25 protein-coding genes are annotated in these 22,615 nt (G+C 69.9%); 9 read left to right on the top strand and 16 right to left on the bottom strand.

Annotated elements, in window-relative coordinates:
* Positions 1–23: 23 nt before the first annotated feature.
* Together secG and NH287_RS03410 are read left to right on the top strand one after the other, a co-directional pair.
* Complete coding sequence (gene secG, locus NH287_RS03415; RefSeq protein WP_064002293.1) at positions 24–272, top strand: preprotein translocase subunit SecG; 249 nt, start codon at positions 24–26, stop codon at positions 270–272.
* A complete protein-coding gene (locus NH287_RS03410) occupies positions 272–628 on the top strand; it encodes an RNA polymerase-binding protein RbpA (RefSeq protein ID WP_064002292.1) in 357 nt (118 codons plus the stop codon). Before secG ends, NH287_RS03410 begins: the two co-directional genes overlap by 1 nt.
* Positions 629–664: 36 nt before the next feature.
* On the opposite strand, the gene pgl is transcribed toward NH287_RS03410, so the two are convergent.
* Genes pgl through tkt form a run of 5 tightly spaced genes read right to left on the bottom strand, consistent with a single transcriptional unit; the run spans position 665 to position 7,122 of the window.
* Positions 665–1,444 carry a 6-phosphogluconolactonase gene (gene pgl / locus NH287_RS03405; protein ID WP_253034472.1) on the bottom strand — a complete coding sequence of 260 codons (780 nt, stop codon included), beginning with the start codon at positions 1,442–1,444 and terminating at the stop codon, positions 665–667.
* A 7-nt stretch (positions 1,445–1,451) separates the two neighbouring features.
* Positions 1,452–2,384 carry a glucose-6-phosphate dehydrogenase assembly protein OpcA gene (locus NH287_RS03400; RefSeq protein ID WP_253034471.1) on the bottom strand — a complete coding sequence of 311 codons (933 nt, stop codon included), beginning with the start codon at positions 2,382–2,384 and terminating at the stop codon, positions 1,452–1,454.
* On the bottom strand, positions 2,381–3,928 hold the full coding sequence (zwf, locus tag NH287_RS03395) for a glucose-6-phosphate dehydrogenase (RefSeq protein WP_253034470.1): 1,548 nt from the start codon (positions 3,926–3,928) through the stop codon (positions 2,381–2,383). Before zwf ends, NH287_RS03400 begins: the two co-directional genes overlap by 4 nt.
* 3 nt (positions 3,929–3,931) lie before the next feature.
* On the bottom strand, positions 3,932–5,044 hold the full coding sequence (gene tal, locus NH287_RS03390) for a transaldolase (protein WP_064002288.1): 1,113 nt from the start codon (positions 5,042–5,044) through the stop codon (positions 3,932–3,934).
* Positions 5,041–7,122 carry a transketolase gene (gene tkt / locus NH287_RS03385; RefSeq protein WP_253034469.1) on the bottom strand — a complete coding sequence of 694 codons (2,082 nt, stop codon included), beginning with the start codon at positions 7,120–7,122 and terminating at the stop codon, positions 5,041–5,043. Before tkt ends, tal begins: the two co-directional genes overlap by 4 nt.
* Before the next feature lie 220 nt (positions 7,123–7,342).
* Between tkt and NH287_RS03380 the strand changes: the two genes are divergently transcribed.
* Positions 7,343–8,269 (top strand): heme o synthase, encoded by a 927-nt coding sequence (locus NH287_RS03380; RefSeq protein ID WP_253034468.1) that lies wholly within the window; start codon positions 7,343–7,345, stop codon positions 8,267–8,269.
* Positions 8,270–8,291: 22 nt separating this feature from the next.
* Here the strand turns inward: NH287_RS03380 and NH287_RS03375 are convergent, their stop codons facing one another.
* Both NH287_RS03375 and NH287_RS03370 read right to left on the bottom strand, forming a co-directional pair.
* Positions 8,292–8,711 carry a dinucleotide-utilizing enzyme gene (locus NH287_RS03375; RefSeq protein ID WP_253034467.1) on the bottom strand — a complete coding sequence of 140 codons (420 nt, stop codon included), beginning with the start codon at positions 8,709–8,711 and terminating at the stop codon, positions 8,292–8,294.
* An 85-nt stretch (positions 8,712–8,796) separates the two neighbouring features.
* Positions 8,797–9,714 carry a heme A synthase gene (locus NH287_RS03370; RefSeq protein ID WP_253034466.1) on the bottom strand — a complete coding sequence of 306 codons (918 nt, stop codon included), beginning with the start codon at positions 9,712–9,714 and terminating at the stop codon, positions 8,797–8,799.
* Positions 9,715–9,934: 220 nt separating this feature from the next.
* Between NH287_RS03370 and sufB the strand changes: the two genes are divergently transcribed.
* From sufB to NH287_RS03345, 5 genes are read left to right on the top strand one after another with little or no spacing between them, the layout of a single operon-like run.
* Entirely contained in the window at positions 9,935–11,353 is a 1,419-nt protein-coding gene (gene sufB, locus NH287_RS03365; protein WP_064002283.1) for a Fe-S cluster assembly protein SufB, read from the top strand.
* On the top strand, positions 11,353–12,549 hold the full coding sequence (gene sufD, locus NH287_RS03360; RefSeq protein WP_253034465.1) for a Fe-S cluster assembly protein SufD: 1,197 nt from the start codon (positions 11,353–11,355) through the stop codon (positions 12,547–12,549). Before sufB ends, sufD begins: the two co-directional genes overlap by 1 nt.
* Positions 12,546–12,875 (top strand): non-heme iron oxygenase ferredoxin subunit, encoded by a 330-nt coding sequence (locus tag NH287_RS03355; RefSeq protein ID WP_064002281.1) that lies wholly within the window; start codon positions 12,546–12,548, stop codon positions 12,873–12,875. The genes sufD and NH287_RS03355 overlap by 4 nt, the downstream gene beginning before the upstream one ends.
* Before the next feature lie 14 nt (positions 12,876–12,889).
* Entirely contained in the window at positions 12,890–13,660 is a 771-nt protein-coding gene (sufC, locus tag NH287_RS03350) for a Fe-S cluster assembly ATPase SufC (protein ID WP_253034464.1), read from the top strand.
* A 9-nt stretch (positions 13,661–13,669) separates the two neighbouring features.
* Complete coding sequence (locus NH287_RS03345; protein WP_064002279.1) at positions 13,670–13,999, top strand: metal-sulfur cluster assembly factor; 330 nt, start codon at positions 13,670–13,672, stop codon at positions 13,997–13,999.
* Positions 14,000–14,057: 58 nt separating this feature from the next.
* Here NH287_RS03345 and NH287_RS03340 read toward each other — a convergent pair whose 3' ends face one another.
* The 5 genes from NH287_RS03340 to NH287_RS03320 are packed head-to-tail and all read right to left on the bottom strand — an operon-like array spanning position 14,058 to position 18,962.
* Positions 14,058–14,963: a siderophore-interacting protein gene (locus NH287_RS03340; protein ID WP_253034463.1), complete on the bottom strand. Its 906-nt coding sequence runs from the start codon at positions 14,961–14,963 to the stop codon at positions 14,058–14,060.
* Between the two features lie 25 nt (positions 14,964–14,988).
* Positions 14,989–15,798, bottom strand: coding sequence for an ABC transporter ATP-binding protein (locus NH287_RS03335; protein ID WP_253034462.1), 810 nt, complete (start codon positions 15,796–15,798; stop codon positions 14,989–14,991).
* On the bottom strand, positions 15,795–16,844 hold the full coding sequence (locus NH287_RS03330) for an iron chelate uptake ABC transporter family permease subunit (protein WP_253034461.1): 1,050 nt from the start codon (positions 16,842–16,844) through the stop codon (positions 15,795–15,797). Before NH287_RS03330 ends, NH287_RS03335 begins: the two co-directional genes overlap by 4 nt.
* Positions 16,841–17,890 (bottom strand): iron ABC transporter permease, encoded by a 1,050-nt coding sequence (locus tag NH287_RS03325; protein ID WP_253034460.1) that lies wholly within the window; start codon positions 17,888–17,890, stop codon positions 16,841–16,843. Before NH287_RS03325 ends, NH287_RS03330 begins: the two co-directional genes overlap by 4 nt.
* A gap of 25 nt (positions 17,891–17,915) precedes the next feature.
* Positions 17,916–18,962: an iron-siderophore ABC transporter substrate-binding protein gene (locus NH287_RS03320; protein ID WP_253034459.1), complete on the bottom strand. Its 1,047-nt coding sequence runs from the start codon at positions 18,960–18,962 to the stop codon at positions 17,916–17,918.
* A 165-nt stretch (positions 18,963–19,127) separates the two neighbouring features.
* On the opposite strand from NH287_RS03320, the gene NH287_RS03315 reads away from it, so the two are divergent.
* Positions 19,128–20,726, top strand: coding sequence for an ABC-F family ATP-binding cassette domain-containing protein (locus tag NH287_RS03315; RefSeq protein ID WP_253034507.1), 1,599 nt, complete (start codon positions 19,128–19,130; stop codon positions 20,724–20,726).
* 20 nt (positions 20,727–20,746) lie between these two features.
* On the opposite strand, the gene NH287_RS03310 is transcribed toward NH287_RS03315, so the two are convergent.
* The 4 genes from NH287_RS03310 to NH287_RS15160 form a co-directional block, all read right to left on the bottom strand.
* The gene (locus NH287_RS03310) at positions 20,747–21,577 is read right to left on the bottom strand and encodes an SURF1 family protein (protein ID WP_253034458.1); all 831 of its coding nucleotides are present in this window, start codon (positions 21,575–21,577) and stop codon (positions 20,747–20,749) included.
* On the bottom strand, positions 21,574–21,777 hold the full coding sequence (locus NH287_RS03305; RefSeq protein WP_217531534.1) for a hypothetical protein: 204 nt from the start codon (positions 21,775–21,777) through the stop codon (positions 21,574–21,576). Before NH287_RS03305 ends, NH287_RS03310 begins: the two co-directional genes overlap by 4 nt.
* Positions 21,774–22,037, bottom strand: coding sequence for a DUF3099 domain-containing protein (locus NH287_RS03300; protein WP_217531533.1), 264 nt, complete (start codon positions 22,035–22,037; stop codon positions 21,774–21,776). Before NH287_RS03300 ends, NH287_RS03305 begins: the two co-directional genes overlap by 4 nt.
* A gap of 109 nt (positions 22,038–22,146) precedes the next feature.
* Positions 22,147–22,615 (bottom strand): DUF4190 domain-containing protein (locus NH287_RS15160; RefSeq protein ID WP_290440296.1); only part of this gene is annotated, 469 nt, incomplete at its 5' end.

Genomic DNA, 22,615 nt, shown 5'->3' with positions numbered 1-22,615 from the left:
GACCCGAAAGGCTTTCAACGACTGTGGACATCCTCCAGCTTGTGCTGCAGGTGCTGCTGGGACTCACCAGCCTCCTGCTCACTCTCCTGATCCTCCTGCACAAGGGGCGCGGCGGCGGCCTCTCCGACATGTTCGGCGGCGGCATGAGCTCGGCGATGGGGTCCTCGGGCCTCGCCGAGCGCAACCTCAACCGCTTCACGGTCGTGCTCGCACTCGTCTGGTTCGTTGCGATCGTCGCGCTGGGCCTCATCACGAAGTTCCAGAGCATCTGATGGCGACCGGGGGCAACGCGATCCGGGGCACCCGCGTCGGTGCCGGACCGATGGGGGAGCAGGACCACGGTCACCACGCCGACCGTGTGGCCGTCTCGTACTGGGACGCACTCGGTAACGAGACGGTGCGCTACTTCGCGGCCGGCATCTCGGAGGAGGAGATCCCCGAGACGATCGACTCGCCGCACTCGGGCCTCCCGGCCGGTCGTGACAAGGCGAACCCGCCCGCGCTGGCCAAGACCGAGCCCTACAAGACGCACCTCGCTTACGTGAAGGAGCGTCGCACGGACGAGGAGGCGGAGTCGATCCTGGACGACGCCCTCAAGCAGCTTCGGGAGCGCCGCGGTCAGGACTGATCGCCGCCTTACACACCGATACGACCCCGGGTTCGCTCAGAACTCGGGGTCGATCAGTTCTTCGGGCACACCCTGCGCGGCGGCCTCGTCGACGAAGAACACCGTCTGCTTGCGCCCCTTCGCCCCGGCGGCGGGAACGGAGTGGTAGCTCGCGCCGGCGAGCGCCAAGCCCAGCGCAGACGCTTTGTCGGTGCCGGGGAGGACCAACCACACGCGCCGGGACGAGTTGATCACCGGACGGGTCAGGGTGATCCGCTCGGACGGCGGCACGGGGGAGTGACGCACCGGGAGGACGGCGTGCTCGGTGTCGGAGATCTCGCTGCGATCCGGGAACAGGGATGCGATGTGTCCGTCGGGTCCGACGCCCAGGAACGCCAGGGTGAACCGTGGCCAGGGCTGGTCCTCGGCGGCGAACGAGGCCAGCTCCGCCACGTAGTCGGCGGCCGCTTCGTCATGGCTGCGCCCGGCGTCGGAGGCGGCGATGGGGTGGATGTTCGCCGCCGGGACGTCGATGTGGTCGAGGAACGCGGCACGTGCCGCCGTCTCGTTCCGCTCCGGATCGCCCGCCGGGATGAAACGCTCGTCCCCCCACCAGAAGTGGACCTTCGACCAGTCCACCTCCCGCCGGCGATCGCTCTCGCCCGCCGCGTGCAGCACGGCCGTTCCGGCGGTGCCCCCGGTCAGCAGGATGTGCGTCGTCTTTCCCTCGGCGGCGCGTGCGGAGACCCGCTGGAAAAAGCGCTTCGCGACCCCTCGGGCCAACGTCTGCGCGTCAGGACGGACGACGACGCGCTTCTCCGCGCGGAACTCCGACATGCGACTCCTACCTCGTGGGAGGGTCGAGGAGCTCCCACCCTTCGGTGATGACTCGACCATACAAGAGGTCGGGATCGAGACGGCGCAGTTCCTCCGCGAGGCACTCGCGCAGGGATCGCCGCGGCAGCACGATGTCGTGCGTCGGCTGGCCGGGCTGAGTGAGGGTCGCGTCCGTGGCGCTCGAGCGTTCGAGGACGATGTCACCGGAGTCCCGCGAGAGCGTGACAGAGCGGATGCCGTGGGCCCACTCGTGCTCGTCCGTGTAGTGCCATTCGACTGGAACATCGAGCTTCATCCGCAGCCACGCGGCCAGCAGCCCGGTGGAGGGCGAGCTGCCCGCACCGACGACCGTCACGGCCGTGACGGACTCGTACGGCGGCTGGTCGAGGACGGCGCCGAGCTGCTCGCGCCAGTGGGTGAGCCTCGTCCACGCCAGATCCGTGTCACCAGGCGCGTAGACGGAGCCGAGCTGCGCGAGCCGGTCCTTGGCGAACGGCTTCGTCGAGGCATCCGTGATCCGCCGCTGCGCCATGCGACCGATCGCGGAGTGAGCGGGGTCGGTGGGCGGGTCGTCGGGCCACCAGGCGACGACGGGAGCGTCGGGGAGCAGGAGGCCGTTGACGAGGCTCTCCTGGTTGCCGGCCGCCGCACCCCGGGCGCGGAGGACGACCACCTCGCTGGCACCGGCGTCGCCGCCGACGCGGATCTGCGCGTCGAGCCCGGTCGGGGCGTCGGGTTGGACGACCAGGACGATGACGCGCATCGGGTGCTCGCGCGAGGCGGCGTTCGCGGCGTCGATGGCCTCCTCGTCGAAGCCCCCCGTGGAGACGATGACGAGGGTCAGCACGCGCCCGAGGGCGACGGCGCCGCCCTCCTCGCGCACGCTCACGAGCTTCTTCGCGATCGTGGACACCGTGGTGTCGGGCAGGTCGACGATCATGGGCGCCTCCAGACGCGGCCGTCGCGGGCCAGGAGCTCATCGGCGGACGGGGGACCCCAGGATCCGGGGGAGTACTGCTCGAGCGGCTCGTCCTGCTCCGCCCAGTGCTGCTCGACGGGGTCGAGGATGCGCCAGGACAGCTCGACCTCCTCGTGACGGGGGAACAGCGGCGGGTCGCCCAGGAGGACGTCGAGGATGAGGCGTTCGTAGGCCTCGGGGCTCGACTCGGTGAACGCGTGGCCGTAGCCGAAGTCCATCGTGACGTCGCGCACCTCGTTGCCCGCGCCCGGGACCTTGGACCCGAAGCGGAGGGTCACGCCCTCGTCGGGCTGGATGCGGATGACGAGGGCGTTCTGCCCGAGCTGCAGCGCCTGCGAGCGCAGGAACAGCAGCGGCGGCGTGTGCTTGAAGACCACGGCGATCTCCGTGACCCGGCGGCCGAGGCGCTTGCCCGTGCGCAGGTAGAACGGCACACCGTTCCAGCGTCGGGTGGCGATCTCGAGCTTGATGGCGGCGTACGTCTCGGTCCGGGACTGCGGGTCCATACCGTCCTCGTCGAGGAAGCCGGTGACCTCTTCGCCGCCCTGCCAGCCGCCCGCGTACTGTCCGCGCGCGGTGGCGGTGGACAGGTCGTCGGGGAGCTTGACCGCGGCGAGGACCTTCTCCTTCTCGGCGCGGAGGTGCTCCGCGTCGAGCGAGATGGGCTCCTCCATCGCGGTCAGCGCGAGCAGCTGCAGGAGGTGGTTCTGGATGACGTCGCGCGCCGCGCCGATGCCGTCGTAGTACCCCGCGCGACCGCCGACGCCGATGTCCTCGGCCATCGTGATCTGCACGTGGTCGACGTAGTTCGCGTTCCAGAGCGGCTCGTACAGCTCGTTCGCGAAGCGCAGCGCCAGGATGTTCTGGACCGTCTCCTTGCCGAGATAGTGGTCGATCCGGAAGATGGCGTCGGCCGGGAAGGCGACCTCGAGGGCTTCGTTCAGCTCGCGGGCGGTCTGCAGATCGCTGCCGAACGGCTTCTCGATGACGACGCGTCGCCAGGTGTCCCCGTCCGCCGTCTCGTCGACGAGGCCGGAGTCGCGCAGCTGTCGCGCGACGACCGGGAAGTCCTTCGGCGGAATCGAGAGGTAGTACGCGTGGTTTCCCATGGTGCCGCGCTCGGCGTCGAGACGCTCCACCGTCTCGCGGAGCCGGGCGAAGGATGCCGCGTCGTCGAACTCGCCCTGCACGAAGCGGATGCCCTGCAGGAGCTGGTTCCACGTCTCCTCGCGGAAGGGCGTGCGCGCGTGCTGCCGCACCGCGTCGTAGACGACCTTCGCGAAGTCCTGGTCCTCCCAGTCGCGTCGGGCGAAACCGACCAGCGCGAACCCCGGGGGAAGCAGGCCCCGGTTCGCGAGGTCGTACACCGCGGGCATGAGCTTCTTGCGCGACAGGTCGCCCGTCACGCCGAAGATCACGAGCGCGCTGGGTCCCGCGATGCGGTTGAGGCGCCGATCATCCGGATCGCGGAGGGGGTTGTTCCCCCGCGAGATCTCCGCAGCCATCGGTCAGCGTGCGCTGTCGAGGGCCGTGCGCACCGTGCCCTGCAGGTCGTGCCACGAGACGATGAACTTCTCGACACCCTCGTCCTCGAGGACCTGGGTGACGTCCACCAGATCGATGCCCGCCTCGGCGAGCTGATCGAAGACCCGGTGGGCGTCCTCGTACGACCCGGTCACGGTGTCGCCGGTGATCTTCCCGTGGTCGAAGGTCGCCTCGAGCGTCTTCTCGGGCATCGTGTTGACGGTGCCGGGAGCGACGAGCTCGGTGACGTAGAGGGTGTCGGGGAGCGCCGGATCCTTGACGCCCGTCGACGCCCACAGGGGGCGCTGGACGTTCGCGCCCGCCGCGATGAGCTCGAGGGCGGCCGGCTCGGCGAACCGCTTCTCGAAGAGCTCGTAGGCCAGTCGGGCGTTCGCGATCCCGGCCTTGCCCTTGAGGGATGCCGCCGCGTCCGTGCCGATGGCCTCGAGACGCTTGTCGACCTCGGTGTCCACGCGCGAGACGAAGAACGACGCCACGGAGTGGATGGTCGCGATGTCGTGCCCGTTCTCCTTCGCCCGGCGCACGCCCTCGAGGTAGGCGTCGATGACCGCCGCGTACCGCTCGAGGCTGAAGATCAGAGTGACGTTGACCGAGATGCCCTCTGCCAGGACGGCGCTGATCGCCGGGAGACCGGCGAGCGTCGCGGGGATCTTGATGAGCGTGTTCGGCCGGTCGACCTTCGCCCACAGTTCCTTCGCCTGCGCCACCGTCGCGTCGGTGTCGTGAGCGAGGTCGGGGGAGACCTCGATCGAGACCCGGCCGTCGACGCCGTTCGTGCGGTCGAAGACCGGACGGAAGATGTCGGCCGCGTCGCGGACGTCGGTGGTCGTGATCTCGAAGATCGCGGTGTCGACGTCGGCGCCCTGGGCCGCGAGGGCCTGGAGCGGCGCGTCGTACGAGTCGTCCTCCGTGTTGCCGATGGCGGCCTGGAAGATCGACGGGTTGGTGGTGACGCCGACGACGTCACGCGTCTCGATCAGCTGCGCCAGGTTGCCGGTGTCGATCCGCGATCGCGACAGGTCGTCGAGCCAGATGCTGACGCCGGCGCCGGACAGGTCCTCGGTGGGGGTGCTCATGCGTTCTCCTTGACGGTTGCGCGGGCCGCTTCGACGACCGCATCGGCGGTGACGCCGAACTTCTCGAACAGGGTCTTGTAGTCGGCGGAGGCGCCGAAGTGGTCGATGCCGACGGTGCGTCCGCTGTCGCCGACGATGCCGCGCCACAGGCCGGTTGCGCCGGCCTCGACCGAGACACGCGCCGTGACGGATGCCGGGAGCACGGACTCGCGGTAGGCGGCATCCTGCTCCGCGAACCACTCGAGGCTCGGAGCCGACACGACGCGCGCGCCGATCCCTTCGGCGGCGAGCGTCTCGCGGGCGGCGACGGCCAGCTGGACCTCGGAGCCGGTCGCGATGAGGATCACGTCGGGCTCGCCCTCGGGCGCCTCGAGCAGGGTGTACGCACCCTTCGCGACTCCCTCGGTCGTGGCGAAACCGTTCTCGCCGCGCGGGAAGACCGCGATGTTCTGACGCGTCAGCGCGATGCCGGTCGGACCGCCCTGGCGGCGCAGGATCTCGAGCCACGCCGCAGCGGTCTCGTTGGCGTCGGCGGGACGGACGACCGTGAAGTTCGGGATGAGCCGCAGGGTCGCCAGCTGCTCGATCGGCTGGTGCGTCGGGCCGTCCTCACCGAGGGCGACCGAGTCGTGGGTCCAGACGAACACCGAGGGGATGTCCATGAGGGCGGCGAGGCGCACGGCGGGACGCATGTAGTCGCTGAAGATCAGGAACGTACCGCCGAAGGGGCGGGTCGGACCGTGCAGCTTGATGCCGTTGACGATGGCGCCCATGGCGTGCTCGCGGATGCCGAAGTGCAGCACGCGCCCGTACGGGTCGCCCGACCACTCGTGCGTCGACCACTCGGCCGGGATGAAGCTCTTGGCGTCCTTGATCGTCGTGAGGTTGGACTCCGCGAGGTCCGCGGAGCCGCCCCACAGCTCGGGCAGCTCGGCGGCGAGGGCGTTGATGACGAGTCCGGATGCGGCGCGCGTGGAGACGTCCTTGCCGGGCTCGAACACGGGGAGCGCGTCCTCGATGCCCTCGGGCAGCGTGGCCGCTTCGAGGCGGTCGAGCAGCGCCTTGCGCTCGGGGTTCGCGGCGGCCCAGGCGTCGAAGGACTCCTGCCAGGCGGCACGGTCGGCGGCACCGCGCTCGGCGAGGGCGCGCGTGTGCGCGATCACGTCGTCGGCGACGGCGAAGCTCTCCTCGGGGTCAAAGCCGAGCACCTTCTTCGTCGCGGCGAGTTCGTCCGCGCCGAGCGCGGAGCCGTGGATCTTGCCGGTGTTCTGCTTGCCCGGGGCGGGCCATCCGATGATCGTCTTGAGGATGATGAGCGAGGGCTTCGACGTCTCGGCCTTGGCCGCCTCGATCGCGTCGTAGAGGGCGGCGACGTCCTCGACGTACTCACCCGTCTTCTTCCAGTCGACCGTCTGGACCTGCCAGCCGTACGCCTCGTAGCGCTTCTGCACGTCTTCGGTGAAGGCGACGTTCGTGTCGTCCTCGATCGAGATCTGGTTGGAGTCGTAGATCGCGATGAGGTTGCCGAGCTGCTGGTGACCGGCGAGCGAACCGGCCTCGGCCGTCACACCCTCCTGCAGGTCGCCGTCGCCGGCGATGACGAACACGTGGTGGTCGAAGGGCGACGTGCCGGCCTCCGCCTCGGGGTCGAAGAGTCCGCGCTCGTAGCGGGCGGCGTACGCGAAGCCGACGGCCGAGGCCAGGCCCTGACCCAGCGGGCCGGTCGTGATCTCGACGCCCTTGGTGTGTCCGTACTCGGGGTGTCCCGGGGTCAGCGAGCCCCATGTACGCAGCGCCTTGAGGTCGTCGAGCTCGAGCCCGAAGCCGCCGAGGTACAGCTGGACGTACTGCGTCAGCGAGGAGTGGCCCGCGGAGAGGATGAAGCGGTCGCGTCCGAGCCAGTGGGTGTCGGTCGGGTCGTGGCGCAGCACCCGCTGGTACAGCAGGTACGCGGCCGGGGCGAGGCTCATGGCCGTTCCGGGGTGGCCGTTACCGACCTTCTCGACGGCGTCCGCCGCCAGCACGCGCGCGGTGTCCACCGCGCGCCGATCGATCTCGTCCCAAACCAGCTCTGACACCTGGAAGCCTTTCGTCGGTGAGTCCGCGCCGGCGTCCGCTTCTCAGGAAGAAGGAGCGACGCCTGACGCCGGGATTTTCAGCATATCCATCCGAGCCCCTCGACGAGGCCGGGTCGACGCTGTGTGACGTGCGCTGTGAGCGAAGCCCGAAAGCGGGCGCGGAAGGACCCCGTCCGAGGGATGGCGTAGACTCGATCGGACGATCTACACGGCAGGGGCGATGGCACTCACGGACACCGGCGCGCGCGTATCCGCGCCCGCTCGACAGTCGTTCGGCCGCACCGTCCGCGCGTACGTCCAGTTGACGAAGCCGCGTGTCCTGGAGCTGCTGCTGGTCACGACCATCCCGGTCATGTTCCTCGCGGCGAACGGACTGCCCGATCTCTGGCTGATCCTGGCCACCGTCGTCGGCGGTGCCATGAGTGCCGGGTCGGCGGCATCCTTCAACATGTATCTGGACCGCGACATCGACGCGCACATGAAGCGGACCGAGAACCGTCCGCTCGTGACGGGCGAGGTCACGCCGCGCGGTGCGCTCGTCTTCTCGTGGACGCTCGCCGTCGTCTCGACCGTCTGGCTCTGGGTCTTCACGAACTGGGTCGCGGCGGCCCTCAGCGCCGGCGCGATCTTCTTCTACGTCGTGATCTACACGATCCTGCTCAAGCGTCGCACCGAGCAGAACATCGTGTGGGGCGGGATCGCCGGATGCTTCCCGGTCATCATCGGCTGGTCGGCCGTCACCGAGTCGCTCACGTGGACCCCGTTCATCCTCTTCCTCCTGGTGTTCCTCTGGACGCCGCCGCACTACTGGCCGCTCTCGATGAAGTACAAGGGCGACTATGCCGAGGTGGACGTCCCGATGCTGGGCGCGACGCGCAACGGCACGCAGGTGGGACTCCAGGTCATCCTCTACGCGTGGGCGACGGTGGCGAGCTCGCTCCTGTTGATCCCCGTCGCGCCGATGGGCCTCGTCTACACCGCGTCGGCTCTCGTGCTGGGCGGCTGGTTCATCTACGAGTCCCACGTGCTCTACGCGCGCGCCGTCCGCGGCGAGAAGGTCCGTCCGATGCGCGTGTTCCACGCGTCGATCACGTACCTCACCCTGCTGTTCGTCGCGATCGCGATCGACCCGCTGCTGCCCTTCTGACGCAGCGGGCCGACCGAGGCGATCAGCGTCCGGCGCCGTCCAGCACGGGCTGCGGCGTCGTGTCGGACGCGTCCTGGGCTGCTGCGGACGGCGGAGCGTCCTCCGTCGCTGCTGCATCCTGCGCCGTCGCGGGCTCATCGTCGACGCGCCCGTCGTCCGCGGCCCGCTGTGCGCGCGGGGCGACGGCGAAGGCGCGGAGTGCTCCGAGCGTGAAGGCGAGCAGCAGGCCGATGGCGCCGACGCCCACGAGGATCGCGCCGAGGACCGCCCAGATCTGGCCGACGTAGACGTCCACTCCGGTCGCGGTGCCGGCGGTCAGGGCCGTCTCCATCTTCGCGAGCTTGTCCATGAGGACGACGCCGCCGGCGGCTCCGGATGCGAGCGAGCCGGCCACGAGCAGCCAGAACGGGATGCTGCGGGTCAGGCGGGGGCGGGTGTTCATCGATTCTCCTCCGGGTCGAGGTCGCCCGCTCTCGGGCGACCCGGGCCACTGTTCCCGGCCCACCCTGACGGAACCGATGCGCCGCCTATGAGGTTTCGGTGTGCGCCGGCGTCTTCAGCCGCAGGACGACGACGGTCATCGCCGCGGCGGTGAGGGCGGCGAGCACCATGTGCACGCCGACGGCGAGCTCGGGCAGGCCGTTGCGCGCCTGGTAGAGGCCGACGAGGATCTGCACGGTTTCGGCGGCCAGCAGGACGCCCACCCACGTCCGAGTGGGGAGCCCCCGGCGCCACGCCACCACGGCGAGGGTCACCGTGAGCGCGAGCAGCGCGTACCCGGGCCACGCGTGCACGTGCTCGAGGATCTCGGCGTTGAATCCGTTGCGGCCGGCGGCGGCGTCACCGGAGTGGGGACCCGCTCCGGTCGTGAGCACCCCGAATGCGATGGTCAGGGCCAGGACGCCGGTGGTGAGGTGCGTCAGCCGCGCGTACCAGGCGGGGACGACGCGCACGCGGGCGCCGCCGGGCTCGTCGAGGCGGACGAGGAACGCCGCGCAGACGCAGACCAGGATGAGCGACACGACGTAGTGGAACCCCACGATGAACGGGTTGAGGCCCGTGAGGACGGTGATGCCGCCGACGATCGCCTGGGCGACGACGCCGCCGAGCACGATGAGCGCCAGGACGAAGAGATCGCGGCGGGTGCGACGCATCCGCCACACGAGGACGACGACGGCGAGGGCGAGGATGCCGACGAGGCCCGTCAACGTGCGGTTGCCGAACTCGATCACGCCGTGGATGCCCATCTCGGGAGTCGCGACGAGGGAGTCGGCGGTGCAGGTCGGCCAGGTCGGGCAGCCGAGACCCGAGCCGGTCAGACGCACGGCGCCGCCGGTCCCGATGATGAGGGTCTCGGCGAGGAACGACAGCCACGCGACCACGCGCAGCAGGCGCGGGACCCGGGTCGCGGGCGGGGCGGTCGGTGTCGACGCGGTGATCAGCATGGGGTCGCCTCCGGGCGAGGGCCGGCACGCCGCGGGGGATGGCCGTGCCTGTAGAATGAAGCTGTCGGCGAGCGCGATCCCCATCGCAGCCCGCACAACGATTCTAGGCGCGGTATCGCGTCGTCAGAGCGGCCAGCAGCGGCATCCCCCTCGTGCACTCCTCTCGGGGGAGGGAATGCCGGAACGGATGACACCGTTGCCGCCCGTGAGGAGGAAAGTCATGTCGGATGTGCTCATCGACCGTCCCGAGCTCGAAGGGCTGGGGGTGTACGAATTCGGCTGGCACGACGCCGATGCCGCCGGTGCCGTCGCCCAGCGCGGCATCAACGAGGACGTCGTCCGCGGGATCTCCTCGCTCAAGAACGAGCCGGAGTGGATGCTGAAGACCCGTCTGAAGGGGTATCAGCTGTTCGGGCGCAAGCCCATGCCGACGTGGGGTGCCGATCTGTCCGGCATCGACTTCGACAACATCAAGTACTTCGTGCGCTCGACCGAGAAGCAGGCGCAGACGTGGGAGGACCTCCCCGAGGAGATCCGCAACACGTACGAGAAGCTCGGCATCCCCGAGGCGGAGCGCCAGCGCCTCGTCGCCGGTGTCGCGGCGCAGTACGAGTCCGAGGTCGTCTACCACCAGATCCGCGAGGACCTGGAGCAGCAGGGCGTCATCTTCATGGACACCGACACGGCGCTGCGCGAGCACCCCGAGTTCTTCGAGGAGTACTTCGGCACCGTCATCCCCGCCGGCGACAACAAGTTCGCCGCGCTGAACACGGCCGTCTGGTCGGGTGGCTCGTTCGTCTACGTCCCGAAGGGCGTGCACGTCGAGATCCCGCTGCAGGCCTACTTCCGGATCAACACCGAGAACATGGGCCAGTTCGAGCGGACGCTGATCATCGCGGATGAGGACAGCTACGTCCACTACATCGAGGGCTGCACCGCCCCGATCTACAAGAGCGACTCGCTGCACTCGGCTGTCGTCGAGATCATCGTGAAGAAGAACGCCCGCGTGCGCTACACGACGATCCAGAACTGGTCGAACAACGTCTACAACCTCGTCACCAAGCGCGCCGTCGCCCATGAGGGCGCGACCATGGAATGGGTCGACGGCAACATCGGCTCGAAGGTGACGATGAAGTACCCGTCGATCTACCTGATGGGCGAGCACGCCAAGGGCGAGACGCTGTCGGTCGCCTTCGCCGGTCCCGGTCAGCACCAAGACGCCGGCGCGAAGATGATCCACATGGCGCCGCACACGCAGTCCTCGATCGTCTCGAAGTCGATCGCCCGCGGCGGCGGTCGTGCCGGTTACCGGGGCGAGGTCCGGGTGGACGCGAACGCGCACCACTCCGCCAACACCGTCCGGTGCGACGCACTGCTGGTCGACACGATCTCGCGGTCCGACACCTACCCGGCCATCGACATCCGCGTCGACGACGTCCAGCTCGGCCACGAGGCGACCGTCTCGAAGGTCAGCGAGGAGCAGCTGTTCTACCTCATGAGCCGCGGCATGCCCGAGGACGAGGCGATGGCGATGATCGTGCGCGGCTTCATCGAGCCGATCGCCCGCGAACTGCCCATGGAGTACGCCCTCGAGCTGAACAAGCTCATCGAGATGGGCATGGAAGGATCCGTCGGCTGATGACGACAGCGACTCAGGCCCCCGCATCCGATGCGAAGGGCCACATCGACCCTGCGGCGACCCTGACGGAGACCACCGTCCCCGTCCAGACCCGGTCGGAGCGGCCGTGGTCGTTCGACCCGGCCGACTTCGGTACGCCCACCGGCCGCGAGGTCAACTGGAAGCACACGCCGCTCGACCGCGTCGCGCCGCTGCTGGCGGACGAGGAAGCCCCGCACGACGTGATCGGCGTCGAGGTGTCCGGTCCGGATGCGGTGGAGCACCGTCGTCTGCAGAAGGACGAGGCGCCCCGCGGCGAGGTCTTCCGTCCCGAGGACGTGGTGAGCGCGATCGCGTGGTCGCAGGAGCCGGAGGCCCCGCTCATCCGCATCCCTGCGAACGCCGAGCTCGACGAGCCCGTCGTCGTGACCCTCACCGGCCGCGGCGGCGTCGCTCACGCGCACGTGGTCATCGAGGCCCAGCCGAACTCGCGCGGGACGGTCGTGCTCCGGCACGAGGGATCCGCGGCTCAGGCGCAGAACGTCGAGATCATCGTGCGCGACGGCGCGGCCCTGACGGTCGTCTCGGTGCAGCGCTGGGACGACGACGCCGTGCACCTCGCGGCGCATCAGGCCCGCGTCGACCGCGACGCGTCGCTGACGCACATCGTCGTGAGCCTCGGCGGCGGTCTCGTCCGCGTCAACCCGTCGGTCGAGCTCGCCGGTGCCGGCGCGCAGGGACGCCTCTACGGGCTGTCCTTCGCCGACGCCGGTCAGCACCTCGAGAGCCAGGTCTACCTGCACCACAAGGGCGCCCACACGAACGGTGACGTGCTCTACAAGAGTGCGCTGCAGGGTGCGTCGGCCCGCACGGTCTGGATCGGCGACGTCCTCATCGGACCGGATGCCGTGGGCACCGACTCCTACGAGGCGAACCGCAACCTCGTCCTCACCGACGGTGCGCGCGCCGACTCCATCCCGAACCTCGAGATCGAAACGGGTGACATCGTCGGCGCCGGGCACGCCAGTGCGACAGGACGCTTCGACGACGAGCAGCTGTTCTACCTGCAGGCCCGCGGGATCGACGAGGAGCAGGCCCGACGCCTGGTCGTCCTCGGCTTCCTCGCCGAAATCGTGCAGAAGATCGGCATCCCCTCGCTCGAGGACGAGTTCATCGCCGCGATCGAGGCGGAGCTGGCCGGCGGGAGCGACGCATGACCGCCCAGAAGGTGCTGCAGCTGAGCGACCTGACGCAGGACACGGCCGTGCGCGTCGAGGTCGACGGTGTCGCTATCGCTGTCGTGCTGGACGGTCAGGGCGAGGTGCACGCCATCGGCGACACCTGCACGCACGGCGACATCTCCCTGGCCGACGGTTTCGTCGAAGGCGACTCGCTCGAATGCTGGGCGCACGGGTCGGCGTTCTCGCTGCGCACCGGACGCCCCCTGAACCTGCCGGCCTACGAGCCGGTGCCCGTCTACGAGGTCACGATCGACGGGGACGACATCCTCATCGACCCCGCCGTGACCAAAGCCGTGAACTGAAGAAAGAAGCTGACATGTCTGTCCTCGAGATCCGCGACCTCCACGTGACGGTCGAGACGGAAGCCGGCGAGACCCCGATCCTGAACGGCGTGACCCTCACCGTCCGCACGGGCGAGACCCACGCCATCATGGGCCCCAACGGTTCCGGCAAGTCGACCCTCGCCTACACGATCGCGGGCCACCCCAAGTACACCGTCACCGGCGGCACGATCACGCTCGACGGCGAGGACGTCCTCGCGATGTCGGTCGACGAGCGCGCCCGCGCCGGCCTGTTCCTCGCGATGCAGTACCCGGTCGAGATCCCCGGCGTGACGGTGACCAACTTCCTGCGCACCGCGAAGACGGCCGTCGACGGCGAGGCGCCGTCGATCCGTTCGTGGACCAAGGACGTCAAGCAGGCGATGCAGAACCTGCGGATGGATCCGAAGTTCGCCGCGCGCAACGTGAACGAGGGGTTCTCCGGCGGTGAGAAGAAGCGTCACGAGATCCTCCAGCTCGAGCTCCTCAAGCCGAAGCTCGCCGTGCTCGACGAGACCGACTCGGGCCTCGACGTCGACGCGCTGAAGATCGTGTCCGAGGGTGTGAACCGTGCCAAGGAGCAGACCGACATGGGTGTGCTCCTGATCACGCACTACACCCGCATCCTCCGCTACATCCAGCCCGACTTCGTCCACGTGCTCGTGAACGGCCGCGTGGCGGAAGAGGGCGGCCCCGAGCTCGCCGCGCGCCTCGAGGAAGAGGGGTACGACCGTTTCCTCGCCCCCGTCGCGGGCGAGCAGGCCTAGGATCGTCGCATGACCGAGACGCTCGCACCCGAGAAGTACGACGAGGTCACCGAGGCCCTCAAGGACGTCATGGACCCCGAACTCGGGGTCAACGTCGTCGACCTGGGGCTCATCTACGACCTCGGGTGGGATGACGAGAACGACGCCCTCGTCATCCATATGACCCTGACCTCCGCCGGCTGCCCGCTGACGGACGTGCTCGAGGAGCAGACCGGACAGGCGCTGGACGGCGTCGTCGACCGCTTTCGGATCAACTGGGTGTGGATGCCGCCGTGGGGCCCCGAGCGGATCACTGATGACGGCCGCGACATGATGCGCGCGCTCGGCTTCTCGATCTGACCGAATCCGCGAGAGGGGCGGTGCGACCACGTCGCACCGCCCCTTTCCCGTGCCGGAGTCAGTTCTCCGAGCGGCCCAGACGCCAGTAGCCCATGAAGGCGACCGCGCGTCGGTCGACGCCGACCTCGCTGACGAGGTGACGACGGAGTGCCTTGATGGCGGAGGCCTCGCCCGCGAGCCACGCGTAGAGGGGGGCGCTCTTCAGCGCGGCGCCGCCCTTCGCCGTGCGGGGGACCTCCCAGAGGATGTCGTGGTCGACGTCGATCTCCTCGACCTCGGCCCCGATGCCGCCGGGGGCGAGGCGACCGGCGACATCGGCCACTGCGGAGATCAGGTGCTCGTGGCGACGGTCCTCCCCGCCGCGCGCCTCGATGATCAGCTCGAAGCCCGGGTGCGAGGGCACGTAGGCGACGTCGCTCGGGTGCGGGAGCTCGAGGACGACGACACCGCGCGCGTCCGCAGGGAGCTGCTCCAGGATCCGCGCGATCGCGGGGGCCGCCGTCTCGTCGCCGGCGAGCAGCATGGCGTCGGTCCGGGCCGGCGGCACGAAGTCGATGCCATAGCTGACGCCGGTGTGCTCGGTGGTCGGGGCCAGGATCAGGACCTCGTCGCCCGCCTTGGCGTCGGCGATCCACGCGGACGCCGGGCCCATCACGTCGTGCGCGACCATGTCGATGTCGACCTCGCCGGCGGAGCTCCGCACCGCACGCGTCGTGTAGGTCCGCATGACGGGACGCGTCTCCTCGGGCATGGCGCGCCAGCGGTCGTACCAGTCGGCATCCGTCGGCATCGCCGCCAGCGAGGCGGTCGGCGTCGGGAACATGATCTTGACCCGCTGGTCGAATCCGGGGTCGCCGTATGCGCCGAGCGCCTCGTCGCGGAACGTGAAGCGCCGGAAGCTGGGCGTGAGGTCGGTGACCGCCGCGACGGGGGCGCGGAAGAAGTTCATCGTGCTCAGGGACATGGGGGGGGTCTCGGCTTTCGTGCGGTCAGACGCCGGTGGGGACGTGATGGCGGCCGATGGGGAGGACCATCGGGCGGCCGGTGAGCGGATCGGGGATGACGCGGCTGTCCATGCCGAAGACGTCCTTGACGGTCTCGGCCGTCAGGATCTCGCCCGGGTCTCCGGCGGCGTACAGGCGCCCGCTAGCCATCGCGACGAGGTGGTCGGCGTAACGGGCCGCGAGGTTCAGGTCGTGGAGGACCATGACGATCGTCGTCCCCCGACGGCGGTTGAGGTCGGTGAGGAGGTCGAGGACGTCGACCTGGTGGCTGACGTCGAGGAAGGTCGTCGGCTCGTCCAGGAGCAGGACGTCCGTCTGCTGCGCGAGGGCCATCGCGATCCACACCCGCTGGCGCTGGCCGCCGGACAGCTCGTCGACGGGGCGATCCGCGAGGGCGGCGGTGTCGGTGGCGTCGAGCGCGGCGGCGACGGCCTCGTCATCCGCGCGACTCCAGCGCGAGAGCGGTCCGTGGTGAGGGGTGCGTCCGCGACCGACGAGGTCGGAGACGGCGATGCCCTCGGGGGCGATGGGGGATTGGGGGAGCAGCCCGAGCTCACGCGCCACCTGCTTCGTCGGCAGCTTGTGGATGTCCTTGCCGTCCAGCAGCACCTGCCCCGCGCGGGGGGCCAGCAGTCGCGCCATCGACTTGAGCAGGGTCGACTTGCCGCACGCGTTGGCGCCGACGATCGCCGTGATCCGTCCGGGCGGGACGACGAGGTCGAGGTCGTCGACGATGAGGCGGTCGCCGTAGGCCAGCTTCAGGCCGGAGGCGTGGAGGGTGCGTTCCGCGGTCATAGGGAGCCTCCCGAGCGGCTGCTGCGGATGAGAAGGAAGATCAGGTAGGGCGCGCCGAGGACACCGGTCACGACGCCCACGGGCAGACGCATCCCGAGCAGGTACTGCCCGGTGAGGTCGGCGAGCAGCACCAGGAAGGAGCCGAACAGGCCCGCGACCAGGACGGGGGAGCCGACGGGGCCCAGCATCCGCGCGGCGATGGGGCCCGACAGGAAGGCGACGAAGGAGATGGGGCCGACGGCCGCCGTCGCGAAGGCGAGCAGCACGACCGCCGCGACGATGAGAAGGATGCGCCGCCGCTCGACGGGAACGCCGAGGGCGGCCGCCGCCTCGTCGCCCAGCCGCATGAGCTCCAGGTCGCGGGTCAGCCACAGCAGGACGGGGACGACGACGACCATCGCCCCTGCCAGCGGGCCGACCTCGTTCCACGATGCGCTGTTGAGGCTGCCGGTGATCCACCGCATCGCGGCCTGCAGATCCCACTCGGCCGCGCGCGAGAGCACATAGGCGACGACGCTGTTGAAGATCGCGGCGACACCGATGCCGATGAGGATGAAGCGCGCCCCGGCGCCGCCGTCCTTGAACGCGAGGAGGTAGATGGTCAGCGCGGTGCCCACCGCGGCGACGGTCGCGAGCACCGAGACGGCGGTCCCCGAGAGCGAGAGGAAGACGATGCCCACGACGGCCGCCGCGCTCGCGCCCGCGTTGATCCCGATGATGTCGGGGCTGGCCAGCGGGTTGCGCAGCAGCGTCTGGAAGACGGCACCGCCCATGCCGAAGCACAGTCCCGTCAGCAGGGCGACGGTCGATCGCGGCAATCGCAGCTCGCCGACCGTGAAGGACGCACCCGGCACCGTCTGTCCGGTCATCACCGCCCACACCTCGGCGGGCGTGTAGAAGGTCTGTCCGACCATCAGCGAGACGAGATACGTCGCCAGCACGGCGACGAGGAGTCCGCCGGTGACGAGGATGCGGCGGCGCGCACGACGTGCCCGCCCCGACGTGACGGCGGCCAGGGTGGTCGGCGCAGGGGCGAGGGCGGTCACAGGGCACGCATCTTCTGTCGGCGGACGATGGCGATGAAGAACGGAGCACCGATCAAGGCGGTGACGACGCCGACCTCGACCTCCTGAGGCCGCGCGATGACGCGTCCGACGACGTCGGCGACGGTGAGCAGACCTGCGCCGACGAGGGCCGCGACGGGGAGCAGCCAGCGGTGGTCGGGGCCGACGAGCAGGCGACAGACGTGGGGCACGATGAGTCCGACGAAGCCGATAGGTCCGGCGACCGCGGTGGCCGCGCCGCAGAGGATCACCGCGCCGAGGGCCGACAGCAGTCGCGCCGTCCGGACCTTCTGGCCCAGGCCGGTCGCGAGGTCGTCGCCGAGGGCGAGGGCGTTCAACGCCGCCGCCGAGGCGACGCAGATGACCATGCCGACGGCAAGGAAGGGGAGGATGAGGAGGATGTTCTGCGTCGTTGCGCCGCCCACGCCGCCGATCTGCCAGAACCGGAAGACGCTCATGACGTCGATCCGGGGGAGCAGGATCGCGCTGATGAGCGAGGTGAAGGCGACGGCGGTCGCGGCACCCGCGAGGGCGAGCTTGAGGGGGCTCGCGCCGCCGCGGCCGAGCGACCCGATGGTGTAGACGAAGAGTGCCGCGAGCGCGGCGCCCAGCATCGCGAGCCAGATGTAGCCCAGGGCGCTCGTCACGCCGAAGAAGGCGAGCCCGGTCACGACGGCGAGCGACGCGCCGCCGTTGATGCCGAGGATCTGGGGGTCGGCCAAGGGATTGCGGGTGACGCCCTGCATGACGGCACCGGCTACCGCGAGGGAGGCTCCGACCAGGAGGGCGAGGATGGTGCGAGGCACCCGGCGCGCAACGGCAGCGGCATCCGTCGTCGTCAGATCACCCGTCAGACCGGCGATGATCTGCGATGCGTCGACCGTCCGGTTGCCGAAGGTGACCGAGAGCACGCAGATGACCGCCACTGCGACCGCGAGGACCAGCACCCACAGCACCCGCCGCCGCCCCGACCGGCGTCGGAGGGACGCGGTCGAGGCGGCGGCGGGCGCGGGTGCGAGAGCGGTCATCGTGAGAGCGGCGAACCGTTCCGGATCAGTCGGAGACCTTGGCGGCCGCTTCGCCGATGAGGTCGACGTAGTCGGCCGTCAGCGAGTTCGGGATCGACAGCGGGCTCGGGTTGGCGGCGGCGGAAAGCGGCGCGTTTGTCAGCGGGAGGACGACCACGGAACCGTCCGCCACAGCCGGGATCCGCGACAGCAGCGGGTCGGCCTGCATCGTCGCCAGCGTCGTGTCGTCTCCGTAGGTCACGAGGACGTCGAGGTCGCTGAAACGCTCGATCTCCTCCGTGCTGTTCGTGATCCAGAACTGGTCGGTGCCCTTCGACTGCTCGGCGACCGTCGCGGCGGGCTCCATGCCGAGGTCCTGCAGGAACAGCTGGCGCGGGTCCTGCTCGGAGTAGAAGCCGATCTCGGCGAGGTTGGTCGCGTCGAACGAGCTGAACATGACGGTCTTGTCCGCGATGTCGGGCTGTCCCGCGGTGAGGTCGCCGAGCTGGGTGGTGAGGTCGTCGACGAGGGTCTCGGCCTCGTCCTTCAGGCCCAGCGCGGTGCCGTTGATGACGGTGAGCTCCTGCCAGGTGGTGCCCCACGCGACGTCGGGGTAGGCGACGACCGGCGCGATCTTGCTGAGGGTCTCGTACTCCTCCTTCGTCATGCCGGAGTACGCGGCGAGGATGACGTCGGGCGCCGTGTCGGCGATCGCCTCGTAGTCGAAGCCGTCCGCCTCGTCGAAGAGCACGGGGGTCTCGGCGCCCATCTCCTCGAGCTTGTCCTCGACCCAGGGGAGGATGCCGTCGCCGTCGTCGTCGCCCCAGGTGACGGCGGGCATGCCGACCGGGACGACACCGAGGGCGAGCGCCGCCTCCTGATTGGCCCAGGACACCGTCGCGACCCGCTCGGGCTTGCTCTTGATCGTCGTCGTGCCGAACGCGTGCGTGATCGTGACGGGGAACGCGTCGCCCGACGCGGTGGCGCCGTCCGAAGACGTAGTCCCGGCGGGGGCAGCGGCCGTGGTGGCGCAGCCGGTGAGGAGGAGGGCGGATGCTGCGGCGAGGGCGAGCGCAGTGCGGATGCGAGGCACGGAGGTCTCCTGGGAAGGTGATTAGGGTCGCCTAACCTTACAACGAACCCGGGGCGGGCGGAAACCGATGAACCCATCCGGGACCGGCCTGATCGTCCTCGATCCGCGCCGTATACTGGGGGTTTGGCCACTCGGCCGCCTCCCCAGGAAGAACGGACGTCTGCTGTGCTCGCCGTGCACGATCTCGAGATCCGCGTCGGTGCGCGCACCCTCATGTCCGATGTCTCCTTCCGCGTCTCGCCGGGCGACAAGATCGGTCTCGTCGGGCGCAACGGCGCCGGCAAGACGACCCTGACCAAGGTGCTCGCCGGCGACCTGCTGCCCGCGGACGGCAAGGTCAACCGCAGCGGCGAGCTCGGGTACCTGCCGCAGGACCCGCGGTCGGGCGACCCCGAGATGCTCGCCCGCACCCGCATCCTCGACGCCCGGGGACTCGGCTCGCTCGTCGTCGGCATGCGCGAGACGGCCGACCAGATGGCATCGACGGATGCCGCCGTCGCCGACCGCGCCATGCGGAAGTACGCCTCGCTCACGGAGCGTTTCGAGGCGCTCGGGGGATACGCGGCCGAGGCGGAGGCGGCGTCGATCGCCCACAACCTCTCCCTGCCCGACCGGATTCTCGATCAGCCGTTGAAGACGCTGTCGGGTGGACAGCGGCGACGCATCGAGCTCGCCCGCATCCTCTTCTCCGACGCGCAGACGATGATCCTCGACGAGCCGACGAACCACCTCGACGCCGACAGCGTCGTGTGGCTGCGGGAATTCCTGAAGGGGTACAAGGGCGGGCTGATCGTGATCAGCCACGACATCGACCTGGTCGGCGAGACGGTCAACCGGGTGTTCTACCTCGACGCCATGCGTCAGGTCATCGACGTCTACAACATGAACTGGAAGAACTACCTGCGTCAGCGTGCGGCGGACGAGGAGCGGCGCCGCAAGGAGCGCGCGAACGCCGAGAAGAAGGCGACGGCGCTGCAGCAGCAGGCTGCGCGCTTCGGCGCGAAGGCGAGCAAGGCCGCCGCCGCGCACCAGATGGTGGCCCGCGCCGAGAAGCTGCTCGCCGGTCTCGACGACGTCCGTCAGGACGACCGGGTCGCGAAGCTGCGGTTCCCGAAGCCCGCCCCCTGCGGCAAGACACCGCTCATGGCGAAGAACCTCTCGAAGTCCTACGGCTCGCTAGAGATCTTCGCGGGCGTCGACCTCGCCATCGACCGCGGGTCGCGCGTCGTCGTCCTCGGGCTCAACGGCGCGGGCAAGACGACGCTGCTGCGCATCCTCGCGGGCGTCGACAAGGCGGACACCGGGATCATCGAGCCCGGTCACGGGTTGAAGATCGGGTACTACGCGCAGGAGCACGAGAACCTCGACGTCAGCCGCTCGGTCCTCGACAACATGATGTCGGCCGCGCCGGACATCACCGCCACCGAGGCGCGCAAGGTGCTGGGGTCCTTCCTGTTCACCGGCGACGACGTGCTGAAGCCGGCCGGGGTGCTCTCCGGCGGCGAGAAGACGCGACTGTCCCTGGCGACGCTCGTCGTCTCGTCGGCCAACATGCTGCTGCTCGACGAGCCCACGAACAACCTCGACCCGGCCTCCCGTGAGGAGATCCTCGGGGCGCTCGCGCACTACGAGGGCGCGGTCGTGCTCGTCTCGCACGACGAGGGCGCCGTGGAGGCCCTGAACCCCGAGCGTGTGCTGATCCTGCCCGACGGGGTCGAGGACATCTGGGGTCGCGACTACATCGACCTCATCACCCTGGCCTGACGGACGCCCGCCGGCGGCGGTCAGCGGGCGTCGAGGAGCTCGTCCTCGGCCTCCATGTCGCGGTCGCGTCGTCGCTGCGGCCGGGAAGGTCGCGTGCGCCCGCCGTCCTCCTCGTCCTCGCGCCGGTGTCGGATCTCGGTCCGGATCATGTACCAGATGAAGGCGAAGCCCATGACGGCGAAGAGGATCCACTGGATCGCGTACGAGAGGTACGGGCCGGGGTCGGCCGACGGATCCTCCAGCTGCTGCGGGCGTTCCGCCGGCGCGGGAGTCTCCTCGGTCATCAGGACGTAGGCGGAGTCGATCATGTCGCCCGCCTGGCCCGTCATCGGCGCGATGAGGGTGAGATCGATCCTGGCGACCTGCCCCTCGGGGGCGGAGCGACCCTCGCGCACTGGCGGCTCGCCGGGCTGCAGGCGGCCGACGACGGTGACCTCGCCCGTCGGCGGCGCGGGGACGCGGTCGGGCTCCGGCTGGTCGTCGCCGGGCGGGACCCAGCCCCGATCGATCACGACGACGCGACCGTCGTCCGTCCGGAACGGCACGAGCACCTCGAACGCGCTCGTGCCGCCGTGAGGCCGGTTGCGCACGAGCAGCGTCTGCTCCGTGAGGTACTCACCGCGGATCTCGACGGGACGCCACTCGTCGCTCGCGACGAGGTCCTGCCCGGCGGGGATGAGGTCGCGCAGGGCGACGGGCTCGCGCGAATAGTTGTCGGCGACGAGTGCGAGCTCGGCATCCCGTTCCGCGTTGCGCGAGAACTGCCAGTTGGACAGGAACGCGCAGGCGATCGCGAACACGATCGCCATGGCGACGTATCCGCTCCAGCGCAGCGCCGTGTCGCGGTTCACGAGGCGGGTGCGGTGTCGAGCGCGAGGACCTCGACGGGGAAGCTCCGCGACGCGAGGTAGTCGCGGAGGAACCCGACGTGGTCGGGGCAGGCGGTCCACACCTTGCGCCGGTCGGCCGAGTGGATACGGGGATTCCGCCACACGACCTGCCACTGCGCGTCGGCGTGGCATCCCGCGCGCGAGCACTGCGGGCTGGTCATCGCTCCTCCCGGGGCCGGGTCTCTTGGATCCTGATCACGTTCTCGTCCGGTTTCGGCGGGGGAGCGGATGCCGTCGGTGCCGCGTCGATCTCGCGCGACGGGCGTTCGGCCACGACGACCTCGTCGCCGTTGCCGACGTTGGCCACGACCACGGCGAGGTAGGGCAGGACCGCAGCGCCGGCCGCGAAGATCCAGGTCTGCCAGCCGTAGGGAGTGACGGTGACCATCAGGATGAAGCAGACCACGCGGACGGTCATCATGATGACGTAGCGACGGGTGCGCGAGCGTGCGTCGACCTCCGGCGCCGTGGCGAGCGAGGTCGCGGACGGTGTCGAGTCGTACTTGGTGCGGCGGGACGTGGGAGGGCTCCTAGGAGATCTGGCCCATGGACGGGATCGAGGCGGCGATCGCGATGGCCGCGATCACCCAGATGAGGATCAGCAGCAGCCAGAAGCCCGTGCCGATCCAGCCGATGATGGTGCCGGCGACGGCCATACCGCGGCCGTTCTCACCGGAGGTCTTGAGCTGCTTGAGTGACATGTGGCCCGTGATGACACCGGCGATCGAACCGATGAGGGGGATGAACGTCACTCCGGCGATCGAGGCGACGAGCGAGATGATCGCGAGGACGTTGTTGGGCCGGGGCGGGGCGTAGCCGTAGGCGGGCTGTCCGTAGGGCTGCTGCCCGTAGGCGGGCTGGGCGTACGGCTGCTGGCCGTAGGTCGGCTGCGCGTAGGGCTGCGGCGTGCCGGTCTGCTGCTCGCCGTAGGCGGGCTGTCCCTGCGCGGAGGGCGGCGCGTACGGCGGGGCGGGCGGGTACGCGGCGCCCGCGGCGGGC

It is taken from the genome of Microbacterium sp. CnD16-F (assembly GCF_024124465.1).
Taxonomy (GTDB): domain Bacteria; phylum Actinomycetota; class Actinomycetes; order Actinomycetales; family Microbacteriaceae; genus Microbacterium; species Microbacterium gawkjiense.
Note: the sequence above shows the minus strand (reverse complement) of the source record. Positions and strands in the feature narration are given on the sequence as shown.

Coding starts and splice junctions, on each gene's coding strand:
- NH287_RS03410 (WP_064002292.1), top strand. CDS start 272: ATGGCGACCGGGGGCAACGCGATCCGGGGCACCCGCGTCGGTGCCGGA.
- pgl (WP_253034472.1), bottom strand. CDS start 1,444: ATGTCGGAGTTCCGCGCGGAGAAGCGCGTCGTCGTCCGTCCTGACGCG.
- NH287_RS03400 (WP_253034471.1), bottom strand. CDS start 2,384: ATGATCGTCGACCTGCCCGACACCACGGTGTCCACGATCGCGAAGAAG.
- zwf (WP_253034470.1), bottom strand. CDS start 3,928: ATGGCTGCGGAGATCTCGCGGGGGAACAACCCCCTCCGCGATCCGGAT.
- tal (WP_064002288.1), bottom strand. CDS start 5,044: ATGAGCACCCCCACCGAGGACCTGTCCGGCGCCGGCGTCAGCATCTGG.
- NH287_RS03380 (WP_253034468.1), top strand. CDS start 7,343: ATGGCACTCACGGACACCGGCGCGCGCGTATCCGCGCCCGCTCGACAG.
- NH287_RS03375 (WP_253034467.1), bottom strand. CDS start 8,711: ATGAACACCCGCCCCCGCCTGACCCGCAGCATCCCGTTCTGGCTGCTC.
- NH287_RS03370 (WP_253034466.1), bottom strand. CDS start 9,714: ATGCTGATCACCGCGTCGACACCGACCGCCCCGCCCGCGACCCGGGTC.
- sufB (WP_064002283.1), top strand. CDS start 9,935: ATGTCGGATGTGCTCATCGACCGTCCCGAGCTCGAAGGGCTGGGGGTG.
- sufD (WP_253034465.1), top strand. CDS start 11,353: ATGACGACAGCGACTCAGGCCCCCGCATCCGATGCGAAGGGCCACATC.
- NH287_RS03355 (WP_064002281.1), top strand. CDS start 12,546: ATGACCGCCCAGAAGGTGCTGCAGCTGAGCGACCTGACGCAGGACACG.
- sufC (WP_253034464.1), top strand. CDS start 12,890: ATGTCTGTCCTCGAGATCCGCGACCTCCACGTGACGGTCGAGACGGAA.
- NH287_RS03345 (WP_064002279.1), top strand. CDS start 13,670: ATGACCGAGACGCTCGCACCCGAGAAGTACGACGAGGTCACCGAGGCC.
- NH287_RS03340 (WP_253034463.1), bottom strand. CDS start 14,963: ATGTCCCTGAGCACGATGAACTTCTTCCGCGCCCCCGTCGCGGCGGTC.
- NH287_RS03335 (WP_253034462.1), bottom strand. CDS start 15,798: ATGACCGCGGAACGCACCCTCCACGCCTCCGGCCTGAAGCTGGCCTAC.
- NH287_RS03325 (WP_253034460.1), bottom strand. CDS start 17,890: ATGACCGCTCTCGCACCCGCGCCCGCCGCCGCCTCGACCGCGTCCCTC.
- NH287_RS03305 (WP_217531534.1), bottom strand. CDS start 21,777: ATGACCAGCCCGCAGTGCTCGCGCGCGGGATGCCACGCCGACGCGCAG.
- NH287_RS03300 (WP_217531533.1), bottom strand. CDS start 22,037: ATGATGACCGTCCGCGTGGTCTGCTTCATCCTGATGGTCACCGTCACT.